A 22755-nucleotide genomic window follows, 5' to 3' on the forward strand; every position below is an offset into this window, starting at 1 on the left:
GCACCGGCCGGCGGGTCGCGGTGGTGCGGCCGCGCGGCGCCGATCGGGCGCGCGAGCCTCCCGAGCGAGTCCGCGCCGGAGCCCGCCCCCGGGTGGATCCCGCCCGCGAACTCGACGTCGTGGTGCCGCGGGACTTACCTGCCATGACCTCAGGCTAGCCGCAACAGCCCCATCGGGACCATCCGCAACACCCATCCCAGCCACATCATTGCCGACCTCACAACGCCGTCAGCGGCCGGAAACGATGCGCGCGACCGCCTCAGACGCTGCGATCGGAGGCGAAGACCGCGGCCACATCATCGACGCCGCCGGCGGCATCGACGCGGACCTCGTTGCGGCCGAACGCGTGAAGCAGCAGTTCGGAGGGCTGCCCGGTAAGCACCACCGCATCGCCCCCGACGTTGTGCGCCGTCACGCGTTCGCCCTCCGGCGTCGCCAGCACGACGGTGACCGGCGATTTGCGATACGCCATCCGCGCCATCCGCCGCGTCGCCGACCACAACTTGCGCTCGTCCTCGGCCGGCAGCGGGCGCGGCTTCCATTCAGGGTCGGCGCGGCGCACGTCCTCGTGATGGACGAACATCTCGGTCAGGTTGACCACGGCGTCGACCGGCTTCAGCGGCGACCACCACGGCGGACCGGTGCGGATCTGCTCCAGCAGCTCGGTGAACGGCTTCTCCGACACCTTCGCCTGCACCGAATCCAGGTATCCCGCAAGGGGTTTCAGCAGGATCCCCGGTGCGGCCGCGGGATGGCGCTCCCGCACCACCAGATGCGCGGCCAGGTCGTGCACCGTCCAGGTGCCGCACAGGGTCGGGGCGTCGGGACCGACCGCCGTCATGGTCGACACCAGGGCCCGGCGCTCCCGTTGAGCCATACTCATGGGCCGAGCGTAATGGGTCGGAGCCCGGAGGAGGTAGCGGAGTACGGCCCCGCGCGCTCCCCCGGGCGCGCGCTCAGACGCCGATAACGGTCGGCACGATCATCGGGCGACGGCGGTAGGTGTCGGCGACCCAGCGGCCGACCACGCGCCGCACGCCCTGCGCGATGCGGTGCGTATCGGTGACGCCCTCCCCGGCCAGCCGCAGCAGTTCGGCCTCCACCAGCTCCTGGGCGCCCATCAGCGCGCCCGGATCGTCGGAGAAACCGCGGCCGCTGACCTCGGGCGCGCTCACCGCCTTACCCGTGGTCTCGTCGACGGCGACGGTGATCGCGATGAAACCGCCCTCACCGAGCACCAGGCGATCCGACAGTGTCGATTCGCCGACGTCGCCGACCGACAGTCCGTCGACGTACACCTGGCCGACCGGATAGCGGCCGACGATCGAGGCGATGCCGTCGACCAGGTCGACCACCACACCGTCCTCGGCGAGCATGACCCGCTCCTCGGGCACGCCGGTCGCCACCGCGAGCGCGGCGTTGGCGCGCAGATGCCGCCACTCCCCGTGCACCGGCATGGCGTTGGTGGGACGGACCGCGTTGTACAGGTACAGCAGCTCGCCGGCCGAGGCGTGCCCGGAGACGTGCACCTTCGCGCTCTGCTGGGTCACCACGGTGGCGCCCAGCCGGGCCAGGCCGTTGACCACCGCGAACACCGCGTTCTCGTTGCCCGGGATCAGCGAGGACGCCAGCACCACGAGATCGTCGGCGCGAATGTTGATCTGACGATGGTCGCCGCGCGCCATGCGTGACAGTGCCGAGAGCGGTTCACCCTGCGAGCCGGTCGAGATCAGCACCAGTTTGTGCACGGGCAGATTCGCGGCTTGATCCAGATCGACCACGATGCCCTCGGGAATGTTCAGATACCCGAGATCCTGCGCGATCTGCATATTGCGGACCATCGAACGCCCGACGAAGCACACCCGGCGGTTGTAGCGCTGGGCCACATCGACGACCTGCTGGATGCGATGGACGTGGCTGGCGAACGAGGCCACGATGACGCGGCCCTTGGCCTTGCCGATCACACTGTCGAGAACCGGGCCGATCTCGCGTTCCGGGGTGACGAAGCCGGGCACCTCGGCATTGGTCGAATCGACCAGGAACAGGTCCACACCCTCGTCGCCGAGGCGGGAGAACCCGGCCAGGTCGGTGAGGCGTCCGTCGAGCGGCAGCTGATCGAGTTTGATGTCACCGGTGTGCAGGGCCAGCCCGGCCGGCGTGCGCACCGCGACCGCGATCGCATCGGGAATGGAGTGGTTGACCGCGAAGTACTCGCAGTCGAACGGGCCGTGAGTGGTCCGCTGGCCCTCGGTGACCTCGATCAGCTTGGGCTGCAAGCGATGTTCGCGGCATTTCGCGGCGACCAGCGCGAGGGTGAATTTCGAACCCACGACCGGGATGTCGGGACGCAGCCGCAGCAGGAACGGCACCGCGCCGATGTGGTCCTCGTGACCGTGGGTCAGCACCACGGCGGCGACCTCGTCGATCCGGTCCTCGATGGGCCGGAAGTCGGGCAGGATCAGGTCGACGCCGGGCTGCTGATCCTCGGGGAACAGCACACCGCAGTCGACGATCAGCATCGCGCCGCCGTATTCGAACACGGTCATATTGCGGCCGATTTCGCCGATGCCGCCGAGCGCGTAGACGCGCAGGCCCTGCTTCGGCAGCCTAGGCGGCAGGCCGACCGGCAATCCCGTCGAAACAGGTTGCGGCACGGACTGTTCCGCACGCCCACGGCTGCCCGACTGGCGGCCACGGCCGGAACGGCGGGAACGGCCCCGGTCACCGGCCTGTTCGCCACGCGGGGCAGCAGCCGATTCGCCACGCTGGGCGGCGGGAGCCGATTCGCGCGCCGCGGGAGCGGTTTCGCGCTGCGCTGCGGGAGCGGTCTCGCGTTGCGCTGCGGACCCGGTCTCGCGTTGCTCGGTGGCAGCGCGACGCTCGGCTGCCGGTTCGGCACGCGCTGGCTCAGGCGGCGAAACCTGCTGCACCGCAGGCTTTTCGGGTTCCACCCGCGGCGCGGGCGGCGGCGCCGGAGCCGGCGCTCCCGCCGCTCGGCTCGCGGTCCGGCGCGGACGACGGTTCACCGGTTCACTCATGCAAGCACCCCCGCCAGCCGCAGTTCGGCGACGATCGATTCCAGATTCACACCTACGGGCATCAGCTGCGGCAGCCGCGGCTCGCCGACTTCCATTCCGAGCAGTCGCAGCGACGACTTGATCAGGGCCACGCCACCGACACGGGCCATCGCGCGGTTGACGGGCAACAGGCCGGCATTGATGTCGCGAGCCAGCGTCACCTCACCGGCGATGTAGGCATCGCGCAGCTGCACCAGCCGCTCCGGCACCAGATGGCCGATCACACTGATGAATCCGACCGCGCCCACCGACAACCACGGCAGATTGAGCACGTCGTCACCGGAGTAGTAGGCCAGTCCGGTGTCGGCGATCAGTTCCGCTCCCGCGCCCAGGTCGCCCTTGGCGTCCTTCACCGCGACGATGTTCGGATGTTCGGCCAAGCGCCGCAGCGTATCCGGGGCGATCGGCACGATCGAGCGCGGCGGAATGTCGTACAGCGTCACCGGCAGATCGGTCGCGTCGGCGACGGCGGTGAAATGCGCCAGCAGACCTTCCTGTGACGGGCGCGAGTAGTACGGCGTCACCACCAGCAAACCGTGCGCACCCGCACGCTCGGCGTTGCGGGCGAGCTCGATGCTGTGCGCGGTGTCGTAGGTGCCGGCGCCCGCGATGACGGTGGCGCGGTCGCCCACGGCGTCGACGACGGCGTGCAGCAGGTCGAACTTCTCCGATTCGGTGGTGGTCGGCGATTCTCCGGTGGTACCGGAGATGGCGAGCAGGTCGACACCGCGGTCGACCAGGCGTGCGGCCAGGGCGACGCCGGCATCGACATCGAGCTTGCCCTCGGCGGTAAAGGGGGTCACCATCGCGACACCGACCGTGCCGGACGCGCGCAGCCCTGTTCGCGTCGATTCACCGTTCGTCATGGTCAGAAAGGCTACCCGGTCGCGGATACGACACCGAACCGTCGTCCGTGATATCGGCAGACATTCCGGTCACATTCCAGCAATGACAGCAACGGTGACGGCATTCCGGCACTGGCGCGATGTCATAGATGACGTCATAATGATGTCATGGATCTGAACAAGTACACCGCCCGGCTGCGCGACGATCTGATCGCCGCGGCCGCCCTGGGCGACGAGAAGACTCAGGCCACCGCCGCGGCATTGGCCGCCGCCACCGAGAATTCGCTGCGGCTGACGCTGCTGGCCGCGCTCTCGGATCTGGCGGACGAGATCAACGCGACCCTCGACGATCGCACCGTGCACGTGTCCCTGTCGGGGACCGACGCACAGGTGGAGGTACGCCGCACGGCGTCCGAATCCGAGGAGTCGCATCCGACCTTCGAGGAGATGACCGGCGACATCAGCCGCGTCACCCTGCGCATGGTCGAGAACTTGAAGGCCCGCGCCGAGGAGGCCGCCACCCAGAGCGGTCAGTCGCTGAACTCCTGGCTCGCCGGCGCGGTACAGGGCGCCTTGCGCGACCAGATGCGCAAGGGCGGCCCCGGCCGCTGCGACAGCTGAGTCAGTCCATCACCGTCACGGTGCCGGTGGGACCGATCTCTGTGCGGCGGTCCCGATCGGGCGCCTGAGCGAGGACCGTCGACAGCACCCGCCGCCCGGGTGGCAGGATGCGCACCGTCACCGAGCCGGCGTTCGCCGCGTCCAATTCCCTGGTGGCGACGTCGATGACGCGCTCGCGCAACCATTTCGGCGCATCGGTGAAACCGCCGTCGTCGAGGAGTACGACCTCCACCCCGCGCGCCCGCGCGCCCCGCGCGGCCCCGCTGAGTTCCTCGGTCACCAGCTGCGGGGCGCGCAGACCGTCGCGCAGTTCCGCCTCCAGCAGCCGGCACTGTTCGCGTTCGCCGACGGTGAGGACCGCGCCCTCGGCGATGCGTTCCAGAATCGGGCGGGCCACCCGGTCCAGGCGTTCCAGCTGCCGGGTGCGTTCGCCGTCGGCGGCCGCCATCGTCGCCTCGGCGGCGGCCTGGGCGCTCGCCTCCTCGCGCAACATCCGCAGCGACCGCTGGGTGGGCCGCATGATCTGCGCGAACACCGAGATGGCGATGACGGTGCCGATGGGCACGGTCGCGGCGACGATGGCGCTCGCGCTCAGCCAGGCCCGCGCGCCGTCGACACCGATGACGACCGCGACTCCGGCCACGCCCAGCCACGCCGTGCCCATCCGGCCCCGCAGTACCAGCACGGCCAGCACATACGAGGTCGCGAAGGTGGTCCACACCATGTGCCGGGTTTCCGGTGTGCCGGGATCGGCGGAGGTCAGCGCGGTGGCGACCGGCCCGGCGGCGGCGACGAAGATCGTCACGGTCCAGGGCAGCGGATCACCGGGAGCCACCAGCACCAGCGCACCGGCCACCACCATCACGATCAGCGCGGTCACCGCGGGCAGCGCATTCGTGGTGTCGAGGTTGCGGACCATGTAGAGAGTGATGGTCACTTCGAGAAGGACCAGGAACAGCCAGGCGGTACCGCCGCGCAGCCCCAGCAGCTCGCGCAGACCGAACGCTTGCTCCCGACCGGTTTCAGTGCGCACCGTCACCACCCCACACCAACGTCACCGCGGTGCCCTCCCCGGGTTGCGATTCCACGAATCCGGCGCCGCCGGCCAGCTGGCGCATGCGGCCCAGAATGCTCACGGAGATGCCGAGCCGGTCCGCGGAGACCGCGTTCACATCGAATCCCGCACCGTCGTCGGCGAAGACGACCCGAATGCTGCCCGCGCTGATCGTGCAGGTCACCGTGCGCGTCACCGCGCGACCGGGCACCGGGGCGTGACGCAGACTGTTGCGGATCGCCTCGGCCAGGGCGGCGGCGAGGGTGCGTGCGGCGGCGGCGGGCATGCGCAGGTCGTCGAAGCCCGGCCAGGTCCTGGTGGTGAAGCGAACGCCGGCGTTCACCTCGTGCACCGAGGCGCGCAGGAAGTTCACGGCCGCACGGGCGTCGAGCACATCGGGTTCGCGCGATTCGACCCGGATCTCGTCGAGTTGGTCCAGGGTGCGTTCGGCCTGCCGTCGCAACACGTCGGAGGGTTCGCTGCCGCGCGAGGCGTCCAGCAGCGTGGACAGGACGGCGTCGTGGATGAGGGCGGCGAAGCGGGCGCTCTCGTTGTCGCGCGCCGCGGCCGCGGCGGCTTCGGCGGCCTGTCTGCTCGCCGCCACCGATTCGCGGTCCACCCGGGCCGCGGCCGACAGCGCCGAGACCACGCACCACAGGAACAGCGCCGACAACCCGACCGCGCGGGCGAACGCGCTGAGCACCGACGCTGCCGTGAACTGTTCGGCCAGATAGATATTCGTCGACGCGACGGCCGCCGACCCGAGCAGCAGATAGGCGATGGCGACGAGCGTCGGCCACGCCAACGTCGCCGCGAGCACCCCGAGCGGCAGCATCCGGTACAGCCACACCGAATTCGCGCCGATGCTGTGGGTGTCGAGTCCGATCAGCATGGTCGCCACCGCGGACAGGAAGGCCACCGCGGCACAGCCCGACATCAGCCGGATGGTGCGCGGGCTCGACCGGATCGACAGCAGGGCCAGTACCGGGAACAGTCCGAACGCGAGCGCGCCTGCGGCCGGCGTCCACCAGGCGGGCGTGAACTGGGCCTGCTCGGTGATCTCCGGAACGTCGGCGAGGCCCATGATCACCCCGCCCGCGCCGACCGAGAGACCCAGCCGGCGCATGACGCGCTCCACCGCGGGAGTATCGGCGCGCACCTGGGCGCGGCTGGGAACCCGGATGCGGGCCGCGGCCGCGGTGCGGGCGAAGACTCCGGGTGCGTCGACCGCGATCATGCCTGGTTGTTGCGCTCGGGCACCGGCAGCCACCCGTCCTCCACCGCACGCTTGTAGAGGTCGGTCTTGGTGGGCGCCGGGCGACCGGCGTCGGCGTACTTCTGGCGGATCCGGCCCAGATAGTCGTTGACGGTCTGTTCCGAGAGCCCGGTCAACCGCGCCACCCGCGAGGCCTTCTCGCCGGACGCGTAGAGGGTCAGCACCTCCTGCTGGCGCGGGCTCAGGCCGACATCGGGCAGCTGCGGATCTCCGTCGATGGCGGCGGCCCAGTCGGTGGTGACCACCTGTTCGCCGCTCGCGGCGGCGCGCACCGCGGCGACCACGGTCTGCACATCCTCGGATTTGCGAACCACGCCCAGCACCCCGGCCCGCGCCGCCGAGCGCACCAGGAACGGATTGTCGGCTCCGGTGAACACCAGCACCTCGACCCCGCGGTCGCGCAGGGCCTGCACGTTGGACTGCGGGGTGGAGCCGTCGGCGAGCCGTAGATCGAGAATCACCAGATCCAATTCCGTTGCCGCCGAGAGCAATTCGGACACCGTTCCGGCGGTGATGACCAGTTCCAGATCGCTTTCTCCGGCCAGCATGCTGGCCAGGCCGAGCGCGACCGACTCGTGGTCCTCGACCAGACCGATCCGCCGCGATGGCGTCATATGGTCCTCACCCTTCCCGAAACCCGAACACCACACCGCGCCCCACCCGGGAGCGCGACGTCCTGCCGTCGAGTATGACGGTGCCGGTGATATCCGTGTGAGACACCAGAAATCGGGTCATCGGCTCACGCGGTCAACTGCGCCGCGATCGTCGCCCCCAGTTCCCAGCACTTCTCCCGGTCGTCCTTGCCGGGCTGACCGGTGACGATCACCGGTGCGGCGGCCTGCTGCCATCCCATCCCGGTCGTCACGGTCGTGATGCTGCGCTCGGCCCCCTCGGTGCCCTGATTGCCGTGGATGTACACCCCGAACGGCCGGCCGCGGGTGCAGTCCAGACACGGGTAGTAGAAGGTGTCGAAGGCGTGTTTGAGCGCGCCCGACATGTAGCCGAGATTGGCCGGCGTGCCCAGGACGTAGCCGTCGGCGGCGAGCACATCGCTCGCGGTCACCGCCAGCGCCGCCCGGCGCACCACCTCGACCCCCTCGATCTCGGGGTCGGTCGCGCCCGCGACCACCGCTTCGAACATGTCCTGCAGGAACGGCGAAGGCGTGTGGTGGATGATCAGCAACGTCGGCACCCAGGCGAGCCTAGTGGGGCCGCCAGGGTGTCAGGACCCGGTCCGGCGTTCGACGCGCTCGAGTTCCACGGCCCGGCGCATGATGTCGCGGGCGCGGGAGCGATCGCCGGCGTAGTCGTAGGCGCGGGCGGCGCGGTAGTTGGTGCGCCAGTTGTCGGGGTCGGCTTCCCACTCCTTCTTGACCTGTTCGAACAGCTCGTCGGCCGCGGCCTTCTCCAGCCGGCCGGAGGGGCGGCGAGGCAGCTCGGAGACGTCGAGTTCGAGGCCCTCGTCATGGATGCGCCGGGCCAGGTGCTGGTGGGCGAGCGCGGCGCGAATGCTGGTGGCCACCACCCACACCCCGAGAATCGGCAGGATCAGCACGCCCACGCCCATCGCGACGGCGGCGGCCTTGCCCGAGGTCAGCAGTTCGATCGCGATGCGGCCCAGCAGCAGGAAATAGAAAGCCAGCGCGATGACCAGGAAGGCGATGAAGGCGACGATGCGCAGCACCTGCCGCCCGCTGTCGCGCTCGTTCACAGGTCCAGCAGCGGATCGAGCCCGACGGTGAGTCCCGGGCGGGCGCCGATCTGCCGCACACCCAGCAGCACGCCCGGAGCGAAGGAGGTGCGGTCGATCGAGTCGTGGCGGATCGTGAGCGTTTCGCCCTGGGTGCCGAACAGCACCTCCTGGTGCGCGACCAGCCCGGCCAGCCGCACCGAATGCACCCGCACCCCGTCGACGCTCGCCCCGCGCGCGCCGTCGAGTTCGGTGGTGGTGGCGTCGGGGCTCGGGCCCACACCGGCCTGTTTGCGGGCTTCGGCGATGATGCCGGCGGTCCGGTAGGCGGTGCCGGAGGGTGCGTCGGCCTTGTTCGGATGATGCAGTTCGATGACCTCGACCGAATCGAACCAGCGCGCGGCCTGTTCGGCGAACCGCATCGACAGCACCGCGCCGATCGCGAAGTTGGGGGCGATCAGCACGCCCACCTCGAGATTGCCCGCGAGCCAGGAGCGCACCTGCTCGAGCCGGGATTCGTCGAATCCGGTGGTGCCGACCACGGCGTGAATGCCGTGTTCCACCAACCACTTCAGATTCGGCATCACCACATCGGGATGGGTGAAGTCGACCACCACCTGGGCGCCGGCCTCGGTGAACGCATCCAGCGCGTCGTCCTTGTCGACGCCGGCGACCAGCTCCAGGTCGTCGGCTGCCTCGACCGCCGCGCAGATCGCCTGCCCGACCTTGCCCTGCGCGCCGAGTACGCCCACCCGGATCCGGTTCGTCGCCACCGTGAACTCCTCACATACCGTTCGATGCCCGTTGCGCTCAGAGCCTATCGGCAGGGGTGCCGGCGACCGCCACACCGGTCACCCGGAAGTCGCGTGCGTCACCCGTCGTCAGTCGAACATGATCACCTGGCGCAGGGCGTGGCCGGCGGCCAGCTCGTCCATCGCGTGATTGATCTCGTCGAGCCGGATACGCGAGGACACCAGTCGTTCGACCGGCAGCCGCCCCTCCCGCCACATCCGCACGTATTCCGGGATGTCGCGCGCCGGAACCGCGGAGCCGAGGTAACTGCCCACGATCGACCGTCCCTGCGCGACCAGACCGAGCGGCGAAATGCTCGCGCGCGCTTCGGGATTGGGCAGTCCGACGGTGACGGTGGTGCCGCCCGGGGCGGTGGCGGCCACCGCGGTCTCGAAGGCCCGCACATTTCCCGCGGCCTCCACGACGACCTCCGCGGCGATTCCGCGCTCGGCTACCTCGGCCGGGGTGTACACCTGGGTGGCGCCGAGTTCGCGTGCCAGCGTGAGCTTTTCGGGCACGGTATCGACGGCGATGACCTCCGCGCCGAGGCTTTCCCGCAGCGAGGCGGCGACCAGCACCGCGGCCATCCCGACGCCGCCGAGCCCGACGACCATGATGCGATCACCCGCGCTGGGCCGGGCCGAATTCAGCACCGCTCCGCCGCCGGTGAGGACCGCGCAGCCGAGTACGGCGGCGACCTCCGGCGGCACGTCGTCGTCGACCGGCACCACCGAGCGCCGATCGACCACGGCGTGGGTGGCGAATCCGGAGACGCCGAGATGGTGGTGCACGGCACCGTTCGCGCCGCGCAGCCGCCGCCCGCCGCCCAGCAACTCGCCCTCGTTGTTGGCGACGCTGCCCGGTACGCACGGGGTGCGGCCGTCGGTGGCGCAGCCCTCGCACTGCCCGCAGCGCGGCAGGAAGGTCATCACGACGCGCTGGCCGACCCGCAGATCACTGTCACCCGGGCCCACCTGCTCGACCCGTCCGGCCGCTTCGTGCCCCAGCAGCATCGGCACCGGCCGCACCCGGTTTCCGTCGACCACCGACAGGTCCGAATGGCACAGCCCGGCCGCCTCGATCCGGACCAGCAACTCGCCCGGCCCCGGCTCCGCCAACTCCAGATCCTCGATCACGATCGGGGTCGAATCGGCGTAGGGAATCGGGTCGCCGATCCGCTCGAGCACAGCACCACGAATCTTCATGGCACCGACGGTACCGGGCGAGCGCGGAGCGGAGTATCACTCGGCGGACCGTGATCATCCGGAGCCGCCGCGGGCGCGGTGCACCCGATTCGCCGTCAGCGCCTACCGGCCGCAGTTACTCACGTGTCCGGTTGTCCGGCGACGACAGGACCGGCGCCGTCAGGTTCTCGGACCCCCTCCGGTGCCGGCGTCTCCTCCGGCGCCGCGGGGCCGAACGGGCAGCCGGGGATCGCAGCACCCTCGGTCGAGACGCTGCCGCGACAGGTGGCGCCACGGAAATCGGCGTGCGGCGAGTCACCATCGGCGCCGATGCGGGCGTTGTCGAACACCGTGCGGGAGGCATCGAAACGGGTGTTGGCGAACGTGATGTGCGAACCGCGGATCACGGCGTCGCCGAAACGGGTGTCCGCGCCCGCGAAGCGCACGTCGTCGAAATGCGTTCGGCCGCCCTCGAAGCGGGTCTCCCGGAAATCCGTCATGTCGGCCCCGAAGCTCGCGCCACTGAGCGACGTCGATTCCCCGGCGAAGCGGGCGCGCAGGAATCGTGTTCCCGGACCGAGGAATTCGGCGCCGGTGAAGTCGGCACCCCGATGGAAGACCGCGTCCACGAAACTCGTTCCGGCCCTGGCGGTGTGGTCGGTATAGGCGGTGGTGGCGAAGTGCGTGTTGTGGAACAGCACATCGTTGTCGAATTGCGCGGCATGGAAGGTCACATGCTGCCCGACGAATTTGACGTCGGTGAAATTGGCCGAGCGGCTACCGGTGAAACGCGCGCCGCGCAGATGCGTATGCCGGCCGGCGAAGACCGCGCCACGGAAGTCCACATCCTCGAGCACCGCGTCGTCGAAGTTGAAATTGTATGCGGACCAGGATATTTCGGCCGTCGGGCGCAGCCGCGAGGCGATCACCGAGACGATGGTGCGACGCACTTCACGATCGTTCTGACGCAGTTGGTAGGCCCGCTCCACCTGGGAGCTCCCCGCCTCCTCGGTGACCTTGCGGGAGCTCAGGTGGGTGGCGCCCTCATCGGGGTCGTAGGGCAGGCGCAGATAGCCGCACAGGACGTCGATGCACTGCTGCCGCATGCCGCGCGTGGCGAATTCGTCGGCCACCCCGGCCATCGCGTAGACGCCGGCGATCCGCACCGCGACATCGGCATTGCCCAGTTGCGCCGCGGCGGCACCGAACAGTTGCGCGAAGCGGCCGCGTTCGTTGTCGCGCTGCTTGCGATACGCCACGACCAGTGCCACCGCACCGCCGACGCCGGCCGAGACCGACAACGCGATCTTGGTCAGATCCAGCTGATTCGGCGTATCGGCCTTCGCGCCGAGCACGAGCCACAGCGCCCACCAGGCGATACCCGCGATCGCCAAGCCGCCGAGCACCACCGTGACGACCGATACCAGCAATGCCGAGCGCTGTATCCGCTGAGCCTGCCGCTGCAGAAGAGTCCCCCGCCGAGCCATGGGCGCATAGTAACGAGAATTCGAATCCGCCACAGCGCGTCGTCTTGTCCGGCAACCTGTTTCGCGGCGGTCAGGCCGCCGCGCGACTCCCGCGGACACCGATCGCGGCCGCGGCCAGGCACGCCAGCGCGACCACCACCACGAACCACGGGAAGATCGTGCCCATCCCCCACTGGGTGGCGGCCCAGCCGGCCAGGACCGTCGGCAGCGCCATCGCGGTATAGGCCAGCAGGTAGTAGGCGGACATGGTCTCGCCGCGCTTGTGCTGCGGCACCACATTCGACAGATGCCGCAGCGATCCGCCGAAGCCCAGGCCGAAGGTGGTGCCGAGCAGAACTCCGGCCAGCAGGACGACCACCCAGTTGTGAGTCGCCAGCGCCGGAATGGTCAGCAGCAGGGCGATCGCCATCCCGGTGTCACCGCCGATGGCCGCGCGTCGCGCCGGAATCGCGGTCGCGAACAGCTGCGCCAGGGCCCCGGCCGTCGCGGTGGAGGCGACCACGGCACCGCCGAAGACCAGATTGTGCACGCCGGTCTTCTCCGCGGCCAGCGAGGGATACAGCGACAGCAGTACACCGAGCACCGACCAGGCCGCCATCACGCCGAGCGCCGAGAACCAGAAGTCGGCCCGGATCTCCTGCGGTACCGCTGGTTTCGCGATCCGGATCGGACCCGACATCCGCGCGGTGTGGGTTTCGGTCATCACCACCACGCCGACGCCGATCAGCAGGCAGAACACAGTGATCACCACATACGGCGTGCGCAGCGGATGCGGGACGTACTGCGCCAGCAGTGCCGAACCCAGAATGGCCACGGCCATACCGACATTGAAGGCCACACCGGTCAACTGTCCCGATCGCGCACCGTGCTGCGGACGCAGATCCAGCAGTGCCGCCGCCCCGGCCACCACGGTCGCGCCGACGGCCACACCGTGCAGCGCCCGCGCGACCAGCAGCATCGCGACATTGTCGGCGAACAGGAAGACGACCAGCCCGAGCACCATCGTGGCGAGTGCGCCCAGCAGCACCGGCTTGCGGCCGACCACATCGGAGATCTTGCCCGACACCAGCACCGCGGCCAGGGCGGCGACGGCGTAGACGGCGAAGACGATGGTGGTGGTCAGCGGTGAGAAATGCCACTCCTTCTGGTACAGGCCGTAGAGCGGGGCGGGAACACCGGACACACCGAGCGCGACTCCACTGGCGACCAGAATCAGTGCATAGGCCCAGGACTGTGTGGTCCGCTGAGCCGGTGCAACCGTGACAGTTGCGGCCATCGATTCTCTCCATCAGGTAAGTTTGATTGCGATCGAACTCAACCACCGTAGCGATGGTTTGATTCCCATCAAACCGAATTTCCCGTGAGAAAGATCATGAGCGATAGCAACAAGACCGTGGAATCGCATCCGGTCGCCACCGTGCAGGAGGTGCTCGGTGCCCTGCACGACCCGGTACGACTCGAGATGGTGCGCAGGCTCAGCAATGCCGGCGGCCCGGTGCGCTGCGGCATGCTCTACGACACCATCAACAAGTCGACCGCGACCCACCACCTGAAGATCCTGCGCGAGGCCGGGGTCACCGAACGTATCGTCGCCGACGGCCAGACCTATGCCCGGCTGCGCTCCGAGGAGGTCGAGCACGCCCTGCCCGGACTGCTCGCGGCGGTGGTGGGCGCCGCCAATCGCGCGGGCGACTCCGGCGCCGCACCGCGCGACTGACTCAGTCCACCAATCGCTTCACCGCACCGGGCAGATCGCGCGCGCGCCGATACGGTCCCGCCACCGACGCCGCGTACGGCCGCGCCAGCAGGGTGCGGGCGATCGCGGAGACCTCCGCGGTGGTGACGGCATCGATACGTGCCAGCGTCTCCGAGACGCTGCGGTGATTGCCGTAGCTGAGTTCGCTGCGGCCGATGCGGTTCATCCGCGAGCCGGAATCCTCGAGGCCCAGCACCAGCCCGCCACGCAGCGACCCCTTGGCCCGGGCGCATTCGGCATCGGTGATCCCGTTGGCGGCAACATCTTCCAGCACCTCGCGCGCCAATGTCGTCACCTCGCCGAGGTTTTCCGGCTGACATCCCAGATAGACCGAGAACGCGCCGGTGTCGGCGAAGGTGTCGACACTGGAATACACCGAATACGCCAGGCCGCGTTCCTCCCGAATCTTCTGGAAGAGACGGGAACTGAGCCCACCGCCGAGCACGGTGTTCAACACCGACAGCGGCCAGCGCTTATGCCCTTCGTGCCGGCCGAAGGCGCGCATTCCGAACACCAGATGCGCCTGTTCGCTGTCGCGGTAGGTCCACTGCAGCTGCGGTGCGGTGCGCTTGCGGAAGTGGCCCTCCCGGCGCGGCGCCGGTTCCCGCAACGGATCGAGCCGGTCGGCGAACGCACGCTGCACCAGCTCCACCGTGTGTTCGTGCTCGATGTTGCCGGCCACCGCCACCACCATCCGGTCCGGACGATAGCGCCGCAGATGGAACCCGCGCAGCTGCGCGGCCGTCATCTGCTCGATCGAGTCGACGGTGCCGATCACCGGCCGCCCGATCGGATGATCGCCGAACAGCGCGGTCAGGAACGAGTCGCCGACCAGGTCCTCCGGATCGTCGTCGCGCATCGAGATCTCCTCGAGCACCACCTGACGCTCCACGTCGACGTCGATCGGACGACACAGTCCGTTCAGCACCACGTCGGAGACGACGTCGACCGCCAGCGGCAGATCGTCGTCCAGTACGTGCGCGTAGTAGCAGGTCTGCTCCTTGGCGGTGAACGCGTTGAGTTCTCCGCCGACCGCGTCGACGGCCTCGGCGATGTCCAGCGCCGTCCGGGTCGGGGTCGCCTTGAACAGCAGGTGTTCCAGGAAATGCGCGGCGCCGGCCACGGTGGGGCTCTCGTCGCGCGAACCCACACCGACCCACACGCCGATCGATGCCGATCGCACGGCGGGCACATGTTCGGTGACCACCCGCAATCCGCCGGGCAGTACCGTCCGCCGCACCCCCGTGTCGGAGAACGAACCGTCCTCGGCGAGCACCAGCGAAGAGCCCCCCTGCTCGAGGGCGAGCAAGGGGGCGTCGGCGCTGGGGGTCTTCGCCGGGGTCCTCGCGCGCGAGGCTTGCTTCGTCTTCGTCGCGCGAGCTGTGCTGCCCGGCGCGCGCGTCGAAACCGAGGGTTTCGCGGCGCGCGCCGAGGACTTCTTCTTCGTCACATCCAACTATTTACTCGGCCGCGGCCTCGGCTGCAGCCGGAGCCTCGTCGGCGGCGGGGGCGGATGCCTCTGCGGTGTCTTCTTCGGCGACCGGGACCAGCGAGATCTTGCCGCGGTTGTCGATATCGGCGATCTCGACCCGGATCTTGTCGCCGACGTTCACCACGTCCTCGACCTTGCCGACCCGCTTGCCGTTGCCCAGCTTCGAGATGTGCACCAGACCGTCGCGGCCCGGCAGCAGCGAGACGAACGCGCCGAAGGCGGTGGTCTTGACGACCGTGCCCAGGAAGCGCTCGCCGACCTTCGGCAGCTGCGGGTTGGCGATGGCGTTGATCGCGTCGATCGCGGCCTGCGCCGACGGGCCGTCGGTCGCGCCGACGAACACGGTGCCGTCGTCCTCGATGGAGATGTTGGCGCCGGTGTCCTCTGTGATCTGGTTGATGACCTTGCCCTTGGGCCCGATCACCTCGCCGATCTTGTCGACCGGGATCTTGATCGCGGTGACGCGCGGCGCGTAGGGGCTCATCTCGTCCGGGGTGGCGATGGCCTCGGCCATCACGTCCAGGATGGTCAGGCGCGCGTCGCGAGCCTGGTTCAGCGCACCCGCCAGCACCTTCGACGGAATGCCGTCGAGCTTGGTGTCCAGCTGCAGCGCGGTGACGAAGTCGCGGGTACCGGCGACCTTGAAGTCCATATCGCCGAAGGCGTCCTCGGCGCCGAGGATGTCGGTCAGCGCGACGTAGCGGGTCTCCGACTCACCGTTGTCGCCGGCGACCTCGTCGGACACCAGACCCATGGCGATACCGGCGACCGGCGACTTCAGCGGCACACCCGCGTTCAGCAGCGACAGCGTGGAGGCACACACCGAACCCATCGAGGTGGATCCGTTGGAGCTCAGCGCCTCCGACACCTGACGGATGGCGTAGGGGAACTCCTCCTGGCTCGGCAGCACCGGCACCAGCGCCCGCTCGGCGAGCGCGCCGTGGCCGATCTCGCGCCGCTTGGGCGAGCCGACGCGGCCGGTCTCACCGGTGGAGAACGGCGGGAAGTTGTAGTGGTGCATGTAGCGCTTGCTGGTCTCCGGGCCGAGCGAATCGACCTGCTGAGCCATCTTCACCATGTCGAGGGTGGTGACGCCCAGGATCTGGGTCTCACCGCGCTCGAACAGCGCCGAACCGTGCGCCCGCGGCACCACGGCGACCTCGGCGGACAGCGCCCGGATATCGGCCAGGCCACGCCCGTCGATGCGGAAGCCGTCGGACAGGATGCGCTGGCGCACAAGCTTCTTGGTGACCGAGCGGAACGCCGCGCCGATCTCCTTCTCGCGGCCCTCGAAGTCCTCGGTCAGCGCCGAGAGCACCTCGAGCTTGATCTCGTCGATGCGCTCCTCGCGCTCCTGCTTGCCGGCGATCGACAGCGCCTCGCTCAGCGGGTTCTTCGCGGTGCCCTCGACCGCGGTGTAGACGTCGGCCTCGTACGGCGGGAAGAGGGGGAAGTCCTCGGTGGGCTTGGAGGCCAGCGCCGCCAGGTCTGCCTGCGCCTTGCACAGTCGCGCGATGAACGGCTTGGCCGCCTCGAGGCCTTCGGCCACAACGGTTTCCGTCGGCGCCTGCGCACCGTCCTCGACCAGGGCGATGACCTTCTCGGTCGCCTCGGCCTCGACCATCATGATCGCGACGTCGCCGGATTCGACGACGCGGCCGGCGACGACCATGTCGAACACGGCCTCCTCCAGCTGCTCGACGGTCGGGAACGCGACCCACTGGCCCTGGATCAGGGCCACCCGCACACCGCCGACCGGACCCGAGAACGGCAGTCCCGCAATCTGGGTCGAGGCCGAGGCCGCGTTGATCGCGACCACGTCGTAGAGATCGTTGGGGTCCAGGCTCATCACCGTGACCACGACCTGGATCTCGTTGCGCAGGCCGTCGACGAACGACGGGCGCAGCGGGCGGTCGATCAGGCGGCAGGTCAGGATCGCGTCGGTGGAGGGGCGGCCCTCGCGACGGAAGAACGAGCCGGGGATGCGGCCCGCGGCGTACATGCGCTCCTCGACGTCGACCGTCAGCGGGAAGAAGTCGAACTGGTCCTTGGGGTGCTTACCGGCCGTGGTGGCCGACAGCAGCATGGTCTCGTCGTCCAGGTAGGCGACGACGGAGCCGGCGGCCTGCTTGGCCAGACGCCCGGTCTCGAACCGGACGGTGCGGGTGCCGTAGCTCCCGTTGTCGATCAGGGCCACCGATTCGAACACACCGGGTTCGACCTCGATGGCGGAGCTCGTCTGGGATTCGGTCATATTTCTGTCTCAACCTCTCGTCTCGCCGGATCGAACGCCCTCGCGGCGCGATCCGGCTGGGTGTCCCTGCGCTGTTTCTCCCTGCCCGGAGGCAGCGGCTACCCTGCACAGGGGCAGCCGTACCCGGGTTCGGGCGCGCGACAGCCCTCCTGGCTGCGGCGCGACACCCGGCCGATCCCCCATGGAACCGGCGACGCGGAGGCGGTCATCGATCGAAGCCCGCCGGCAACTCTCGCCGAAAGGCCACTACCGAAGACCGACGCCACGCGTGCGGGTGCATACGGCTGGTGCGGTGCCGATATACGACTAGCCGACGGGGAGATTCTATGCCTCCCCATCGGCTGCGCGTTAACTACCTGTGATTGTCAGCGCGTCTGTCTCGCGTCCGTGCGGGCGCGAACAGATCAACGCCGCAGTCCGAGCCGCTCGATCAGCGAACGGTAGCGCTCGATGTCCTTGTCCTGCAGGTACTTCGACAGCCGCCGACGGCGACCGATCAGACCCAGCAGGCCGTGGCGGGTGTGGTGATCGTGCTTGTGCACCTTCAGGTGCTCGGTGAGGTCGGAGATCCGCTTGGACAGCAGCGCGATCTGGGCCTCCGGCGAACCGGTGTCCTTCTCGTGCAGGCCGTACTCCTTGAGGATGGCCGACTTCTGCTCGGTGGTCAGAGCCACGAAACACTCCTTGATTCTCAGTCCGCGCTCGAGGAAACCGGGAAATCCCGGGCGGGCGCCACCGCGGACCGCAGCAGACCCGACGAGCCAGCCTACCGGATCAGCGCAGCCGGACCGAATCGGGCCGACCCGGATTCGCTCAGCGCTGCGCTTCGCTCGCCTCGGCGGCGGCGAGCACCTGCCGCGTCTGCTCGACGTCCTCGCCCATGGCCCGGACCAGATCGTCGATCGAGTCGAAGCGGCGCATACCGCGCAGATGCTGGACGAAGTCCACCGCGACATGCTGGCCGTACAGATCCGCCTCGGTGTCCAGGACGAAGGCCTCGACCGTGCGGGTGCGGCCGGAGAAGGTGGGGTTGGTGCCCACCGAGATCGCGGCCATGGCCCGCTTGCCCGGACGCGTGACGCCGACCGTCTCGCCGGCGGCCAGCACGGTGAACCACCCCGCGTACACACCGTCGGCCGGGATCGCCGCATGCATCGGCGGAGCCACGTTGGCGGTCGGGAAACCGAGTTCGCGACCGCGACCGTCGCCGTGGACCACGACACCCTCGACCCGGTGCGGACGCCCGAGCGCGTCGGCCGCCGCGGCCATGTCACCGGCGTCGACGCAGGCGCGGATATAGGTGGAGGAGAGTGTGACCGCGTGTTCGCCGAGCAGTGTCACGCCGTCGACCTCGAAACCGAACCGGCCGCCCAGCTCGCGCATGGTCTCCACGGTCCCGGCCGCCTTCTTGCCGAAGGTGAAGTTGTCGCCCACCACGACCTCGGCGACATGCAACTTCTCGACCAGCAGGTCGTGCACGTAGCGGCCCGGGGTGAGTTTCATGAAGTCCTGGGTGAACGGCATCACCAGGAACACATCGATACCGAGTTCCTCGACCAGTTCCGCGCGCCTGGTCAACGTGGTGAGCTGCGCCGGATGCGATCCCGGACGCACCACTTCCATCGGATGCGGGTCGAAGGTCATGAGAACCGAGGGAACACCGCGCACCGCAGCGGATTTCACCGCACGGCTGATCAATTGGGCGTGACCGCGGTGCACACCGTCGAACACGCCGATGGTGAGCACACACCGGCCCCAGTCCGGTGGCATTTCCTCGAGACTTCGCCATCTCTGCACACACCGAAGCCTACGCAAACACGGTCACGAACCGGGATTCGGCGGGGCGGTTGTTCACCCGACCGTCACCCACCCGCGGCGGCCTCCGTGGTTACGCAGGCTGCCTCCTCCGGCCGCGTCGCTCCCCCCGCTGTGCCCGATGGCGGGGTCCGCGGCGGCCTGCGTGGTTACGCAGGCTGCCTCCTCCGGCCGCGTCGCTCCCCCCGCTGTGCCCGATGGCGGGGTCCGCGGCGGCCTCCGTGGTTACGCAGGCTGCCTCCTCCGGCCGCGTCGCTCCCCCCGCTAAGCTCGATACGTGCCCGGAAAACGTGATGTCGCCACCCGGCGTGAGCTGGCAGATTCCGCTGCGTCACAACCCGATGGGGGTGTGGCCGGGCGCGCGGCGAATGTGGCTCCCTCGCTGTCGTCGGTCGCCCAGGATTATCTGAAGGTGATCTGGAGTGCGCAGGAGTGGTCGCAGGAGAAGGTGTCGACCAAACTGCTGGCCGAGCGGATCGGGGTGTCGGCGTCGACGGTGTCGGAGGCGGTGCGCAAACTCGCCGATCAGGGCCTGGTCGAACACGCCCGCTACGGCGCCATCACCCTGACCGACAACGGCCGCCGGGCCGCCGTCGCCATGGTGCGCCGCCACCGGCTGATCGAAACGTTCCTGGTCAGCGAGCTCGGCTACGGCTGGGACGAGGTGCACGACGAGGCCGAGGTGCTCGAGCACGCGGTATCGGAGACGCTGGTCGAACGCATCGACGCCAAACTCGGCCATCCCGACCGCGATCCGCACGGCGATCCGATCCCCTCCGTCGACGGCGCGGTCCCCACCCCGCCCGCCCATCAGCTCAGCGACTTCCAGGCCGGACAGTCCGGCCGGGTGGCGCGCATCTCCGATTTCGATCCCGCCATGCTGCGGTATTTCGATTCCGTCGGCATCGCGCTGGACACCGTGATCACCGTGGTGGAGCGGCGCGATTTCGCCGGCACCATCGCGGTGCGGATCGGCGAGCAGACCATCGATCTGGGAAGCCCTGCGGCAGAAGCGATCTGGCTGACATCCTGACCTTGTGTATCGCCGTCCCTAGTGCGTGACGAGGGCCGCGGCCCGCTCGGCGATCGCGGTGCCGAGATCGGCCGTGGTCGCCGTACCGCCCAGATCCGGTGTGAGGACCTTCCCCTCGGCGAGCACATCGCAGACCGCGCGGTCGACGGCCGCGGCCGCCGCGGATTCGCCGAGGTGGTCGAGCATCATCGCGCCGGCGAGGATCTGCGCCACCGGATCGGCGATACCCATCCCCGCGATATCGGGCGCGCTGCCGTGCACCGCCTCGAACATCGAGGGCGCGTCCCGCTCGGGATTGGTATTCCCCGACGGGGCGAGCCCGAGCCCTCCGGTCACGGCGGCGGCGAGGTCGGAGAGGATGTCGCCGAACAGATTCGAACCCACGATCACGTCGAGCCGATCCGGATGCAACACGATCTCGGCGGCCAGCGCGTCCACATGCATCTGCCGCGTCTCGACATCCGGATACTCGGCGGCGATCCGCTCGAAGACGCTGTCCCAGTACGGCATCGAATGAATGAGGCCGTTGGATTTGGTGGCCGAACACAGTCTGCGGTCGCGCCGGCGTGCCTGTTCGAAGGCGTAACGGATGATGCGTTCACATCCGGTACGGGTGAATATCGATTCCTGAACCACGAATTCGTCGGGCCGCCCGGGGTTGTGCATTCCGCCGATCGCGGAATACTCGCCCTCGGAATTCTCCCGCACGATGAGAATGTCGAGATCGTCCGCGCCGCGCCCGCGCAACGCGGATTCGGTGCCGGGCAGCAGCCGGACCGGGCGCAGATTGACGTACTGACCGAAGGCGCGGCGCAGCGGGATCAGCAGGCCCCACAGCGAAATATGGTCGGCGACACCGGGAAATCCCACGGCGCCGAGCAGAATAGCGTCGAAATCGGCGAGCTGCTGCGGACCGTCGTCGGGCATCATGGCGCCGGTGCGCAGATATTGCTCACAGGACCAGTCGAATTCGGTCCAGGCGATGCCGGGCAGCACCGCGTCGAGAACCTTGACCGCCTCGGCCGTGACGTCCACGCCGATACCGTCGCCGGGAATGGTGGCAATGCGATACATCGGCATCACAGTGCCACACCGATGTATTTGGTCTCCAGGAATTCGTCGATGCCGCCGAAGCCGCCCTCGCGTCCGAGACCCGATTCCTTCACCCCGCCGAACGGCGCCGCGGGATTCGACACCACGCCCTGGTTGAGTCCGACCATTCCGGTGTCGAGCGCCTCGCTCACCCGCAATCCGCGCCGCAGATTCTCCGTGAACACGTAAGCCACCAGGCCGTACGGGGTGTCGTCGGCGCGTTCGATCACCTCGTCCTCGGTGTCGAAGATCGACAAACCCGCTACGGGGCCGAAGATTTCGGTGCCGAACATCGCGGCGTCGTCCGGGACGCCAGTCAGCACCGTGGGCGGATAGAAATATCCGGCCCCCTCGGCGGCGGTTCCACCGAGCAGGACGGTGGCGCCGCGCCGGCGCGCGTCGGCGACCAGTTCCGATACCTTCGCCACGGCGGCGGCGTCGATCAGCGGTCCGACCACCACGCCCGGGTCGGCGCCGCGTCCCATCGGCAGCGCCGCCATCCGCTCGGTGAAGCGGCGGGTGAACTCCTCGGCGATGCCGCGCTGCAGATAGATTCGGTTCGCCGCGGTGCAGGCCTGACCGATGTTGCGCATCTTCGCCGCGAGCGCCCCTTCGACCGCGGTGTCGAGATCGGCGTCGTCGAACACGATCAGGGGTGCGTTGCCGCCCAGTTCCATCGAGGTGCGCATGACCGACTGCGCGCACTGTTCCAGCAGGATCTTGCCGACCGCGGTCGATCCGGTGAACGACAGCTTGCGCGAGCGCGGGTCGGCGATCATCGCGCCGGTCACGGCCGCCGGATCGGAGGTGGTCACGACATTGACCACCCCGTCGGGAACGCCTGCGGCGGACAATATTTCGGCGATCGCCAGGGTACACAACGGGGTCTGCTCGGCAGGTTTGACGACACATGTGCAGCCCGCGGCCAGCGCCGGGCCGATCTTGCGGGTCGCCATCGCCATCGGAAAATTCCACGGGGTGATCAGGATGCTCGGTCCGACCGGCCGGCGCGCCACCACGAAGCGGGACCCACCGGCCGGCGCCGGCATGTATCCGCCGTCCAGCCGCACCGCCTCCTCGGCGAACCAGCGGAAGAACTCCGCCGCGTACGCGACCTCGCCGCGCGCCTCGGCCAGCGGCTTACCCATCTCGGCCGTGGCGATGCGGGCGAGCCGCTCGGTGTCGTCGAGCAGCGCCCGGTGGGCGCGCATCAGGATCTCGGACCGGGTTCGCGCGGGCACATCCGCCCAGGCGGCCTGCGCCGCCGCCGCGGCGGCCAGCGCGGCG

General features: G+C 69.2%; 21 protein-coding genes. 3 read left to right on the forward strand and 18 right to left on the reverse strand.

All coding sequences use genetic code 11. The features are described from left to right. Positions 1-259 precede the first annotated feature (259 nt). From RJ03_RS16405 to dapA, 3 genes are all read right to left on the reverse strand, one after another. Positions 260-883 (reverse strand): TIGR03085 family metal-binding protein, encoded by a 624-nt coding sequence (locus RJ03_RS16405; RefSeq protein ID WP_036503315.1) that lies wholly within the window; start codon positions 881-883, stop codon positions 260-262. Between the two features lie 73 nt (positions 884-956). After that, complete coding sequence (locus RJ03_RS16410) at positions 957-3038, reverse strand: ribonuclease J (protein ID WP_036503317.1); 2082 nt, start codon at positions 3036-3038, stop codon at positions 957-959. Continuing rightward, a complete protein-coding gene (gene dapA, locus RJ03_RS16415; protein ID WP_036503318.1) occupies positions 3035-3943 on the reverse strand; it encodes a 4-hydroxy-tetrahydrodipicolinate synthase in 909 nt (302 codons plus the stop codon). Before dapA ends, RJ03_RS16410 begins: the two co-directional genes overlap by 4 nt. Positions 3944-4090: 147 nt before the next feature. Here dapA and RJ03_RS16420 point away from each other — a divergent pair, with 147 nt between their 5' ends. Continuing rightward, positions 4091-4543 carry a hypothetical protein gene (locus RJ03_RS16420; protein ID WP_036503319.1) on the forward strand — a complete coding sequence of 151 codons (453 nt, stop codon included), beginning with the start codon at positions 4091-4093 and terminating at the stop codon, positions 4541-4543. A gap of 1 nt (position 4544) precedes the next feature. Here RJ03_RS16420 and RJ03_RS16425 read toward each other — a convergent pair whose 3' ends face one another. The 9 genes from RJ03_RS16425 to RJ03_RS16465 form a co-directional block, all read right to left on the reverse strand. Beyond that, positions 4545-5576, reverse strand: a complete 1032-nt coding sequence (locus tag RJ03_RS16425) for a DUF8320 family protein (RefSeq protein WP_086007264.1) — start codon at positions 5574-5576, stop codon at positions 4545-4547. Beyond that, positions 5566-6867, reverse strand: a complete 1302-nt coding sequence (locus tag RJ03_RS16430) for a sensor histidine kinase (RefSeq protein ID WP_157122345.1) — start codon at positions 6865-6867, stop codon at positions 5566-5568. Before RJ03_RS16430 ends, RJ03_RS16425 begins: the two co-directional genes overlap by 11 nt. Beyond that, positions 6831-7487, reverse strand: a complete 657-nt coding sequence (locus tag RJ03_RS16435; RefSeq protein WP_036503321.1) for a response regulator transcription factor — start codon at positions 7485-7487, stop codon at positions 6831-6833. Before RJ03_RS16435 ends, RJ03_RS16430 begins: the two co-directional genes overlap by 37 nt. A gap of 125 nt (positions 7488-7612) precedes the next feature. Further along, positions 7613-8065, reverse strand: coding sequence for a flavodoxin family protein (locus RJ03_RS16440; protein ID WP_036503322.1), 453 nt, complete (start codon positions 8063-8065; stop codon positions 7613-7615). Between the two features lie 30 nt (positions 8066-8095). Beyond that, a complete protein-coding gene (locus RJ03_RS16445) occupies positions 8096-8584 on the reverse strand; it encodes a hypothetical protein (protein WP_036503323.1) in 489 nt (162 codons plus the stop codon). Continuing rightward, a complete protein-coding gene (gene dapB, locus RJ03_RS16450) occupies positions 8581-9336 on the reverse strand; it encodes a 4-hydroxy-tetrahydrodipicolinate reductase (RefSeq protein WP_373281705.1) in 756 nt (251 codons plus the stop codon). The genes RJ03_RS16445 and dapB overlap by 4 nt, the downstream gene beginning before the upstream one ends. 108 nt (positions 9337-9444) lie before the next feature. Then, positions 9445-10560, reverse strand: coding sequence for an alcohol dehydrogenase catalytic domain-containing protein (locus RJ03_RS16455; protein ID WP_036503324.1), 1116 nt, complete (start codon positions 10558-10560; stop codon positions 9445-9447). A 119-nt stretch (positions 10561-10679) separates the two neighbouring features. Then, positions 10680-12026, reverse strand: coding sequence for a pentapeptide repeat-containing protein (locus RJ03_RS16460; protein ID WP_051024764.1), 1347 nt, complete (start codon positions 12024-12026; stop codon positions 10680-10682). 70 nt (positions 12027-12096) lie between these two features. Continuing rightward, positions 12097-13302 carry an MFS transporter gene (locus tag RJ03_RS16465; RefSeq protein WP_036503326.1) on the reverse strand — a complete coding sequence of 402 codons (1206 nt, stop codon included), beginning with the start codon at positions 13300-13302 and terminating at the stop codon, positions 12097-12099. 96 nt (positions 13303-13398) lie between these two features. On the opposite strand from RJ03_RS16465, the gene RJ03_RS16470 reads away from it, so the two are divergent. After that, entirely contained in the window at positions 13399-13743 is a 345-nt protein-coding gene (locus RJ03_RS16470) for an ArsR/SmtB family transcription factor (protein ID WP_030513184.1), read from the forward strand. Position 13744: 1 nt separating this feature from the next. Here the strand turns inward: RJ03_RS16470 and RJ03_RS16475 are convergent, their stop codons facing one another. The 4 genes from RJ03_RS16475 to RJ03_RS16490 form a co-directional block, all read right to left on the reverse strand. Continuing rightward, complete coding sequence (locus RJ03_RS16475) at positions 13745-15061, reverse strand: M16 family metallopeptidase (RefSeq protein ID WP_036503351.1); 1317 nt, start codon at positions 15059-15061, stop codon at positions 13745-13747. A 181-nt stretch (positions 15062-15242) separates the two neighbouring features. Next, on the reverse strand, positions 15243-17528 hold the full coding sequence (locus RJ03_RS16480; RefSeq protein WP_036503329.1) for a polyribonucleotide nucleotidyltransferase: 2286 nt from the start codon (positions 17526-17528) through the stop codon (positions 15243-15245). Between the two features lie 404 nt (positions 17529-17932). After that, complete coding sequence (gene rpsO / locus RJ03_RS16485; RefSeq protein WP_036503331.1) at positions 17933-18202, reverse strand: 30S ribosomal protein S15; 270 nt, start codon at positions 18200-18202, stop codon at positions 17933-17935. 139 nt (positions 18203-18341) lie between these two features. Next, positions 18342-19325: a bifunctional riboflavin kinase/FAD synthetase gene (locus tag RJ03_RS16490; RefSeq protein WP_036503333.1), complete on the reverse strand. Its 984-nt coding sequence runs from the start codon at positions 19323-19325 to the stop codon at positions 18342-18344. Positions 19326-19713: 388 nt separating this feature from the next. On the opposite strand from RJ03_RS16490, the gene RJ03_RS16495 reads away from it, so the two are divergent. Beyond that, entirely contained in the window at positions 19714-20376 is a 663-nt protein-coding gene (locus tag RJ03_RS16495) for a metal-dependent transcriptional regulator (protein ID WP_051042822.1), read from the forward strand. Positions 20377-20394: 18 nt separating this feature from the next. Here the strand turns inward: RJ03_RS16495 and RJ03_RS16500 are convergent, their stop codons facing one another. Next, positions 20395-21456, reverse strand: a complete 1062-nt coding sequence (locus tag RJ03_RS16500) for a tartrate dehydrogenase (protein WP_036503336.1) — start codon at positions 21454-21456, stop codon at positions 20395-20397. Further along, the coding region (locus RJ03_RS16505; RefSeq protein ID WP_036503338.1) for an NAD-dependent succinate-semialdehyde dehydrogenase at positions 21456-22755 on the reverse strand (1300 nt) is incomplete at its 5' end. The genes RJ03_RS16505 and RJ03_RS16500, both read right to left, overlap by 1 nt.

The sequence above is a fragment of the Nocardia aobensis NBRC 100429 genome (assembly GCF_000308375.1).
Lineage (GTDB): Bacteria > Actinomycetota > Actinomycetes > Mycobacteriales > Mycobacteriaceae > Nocardia > Nocardia aobensis.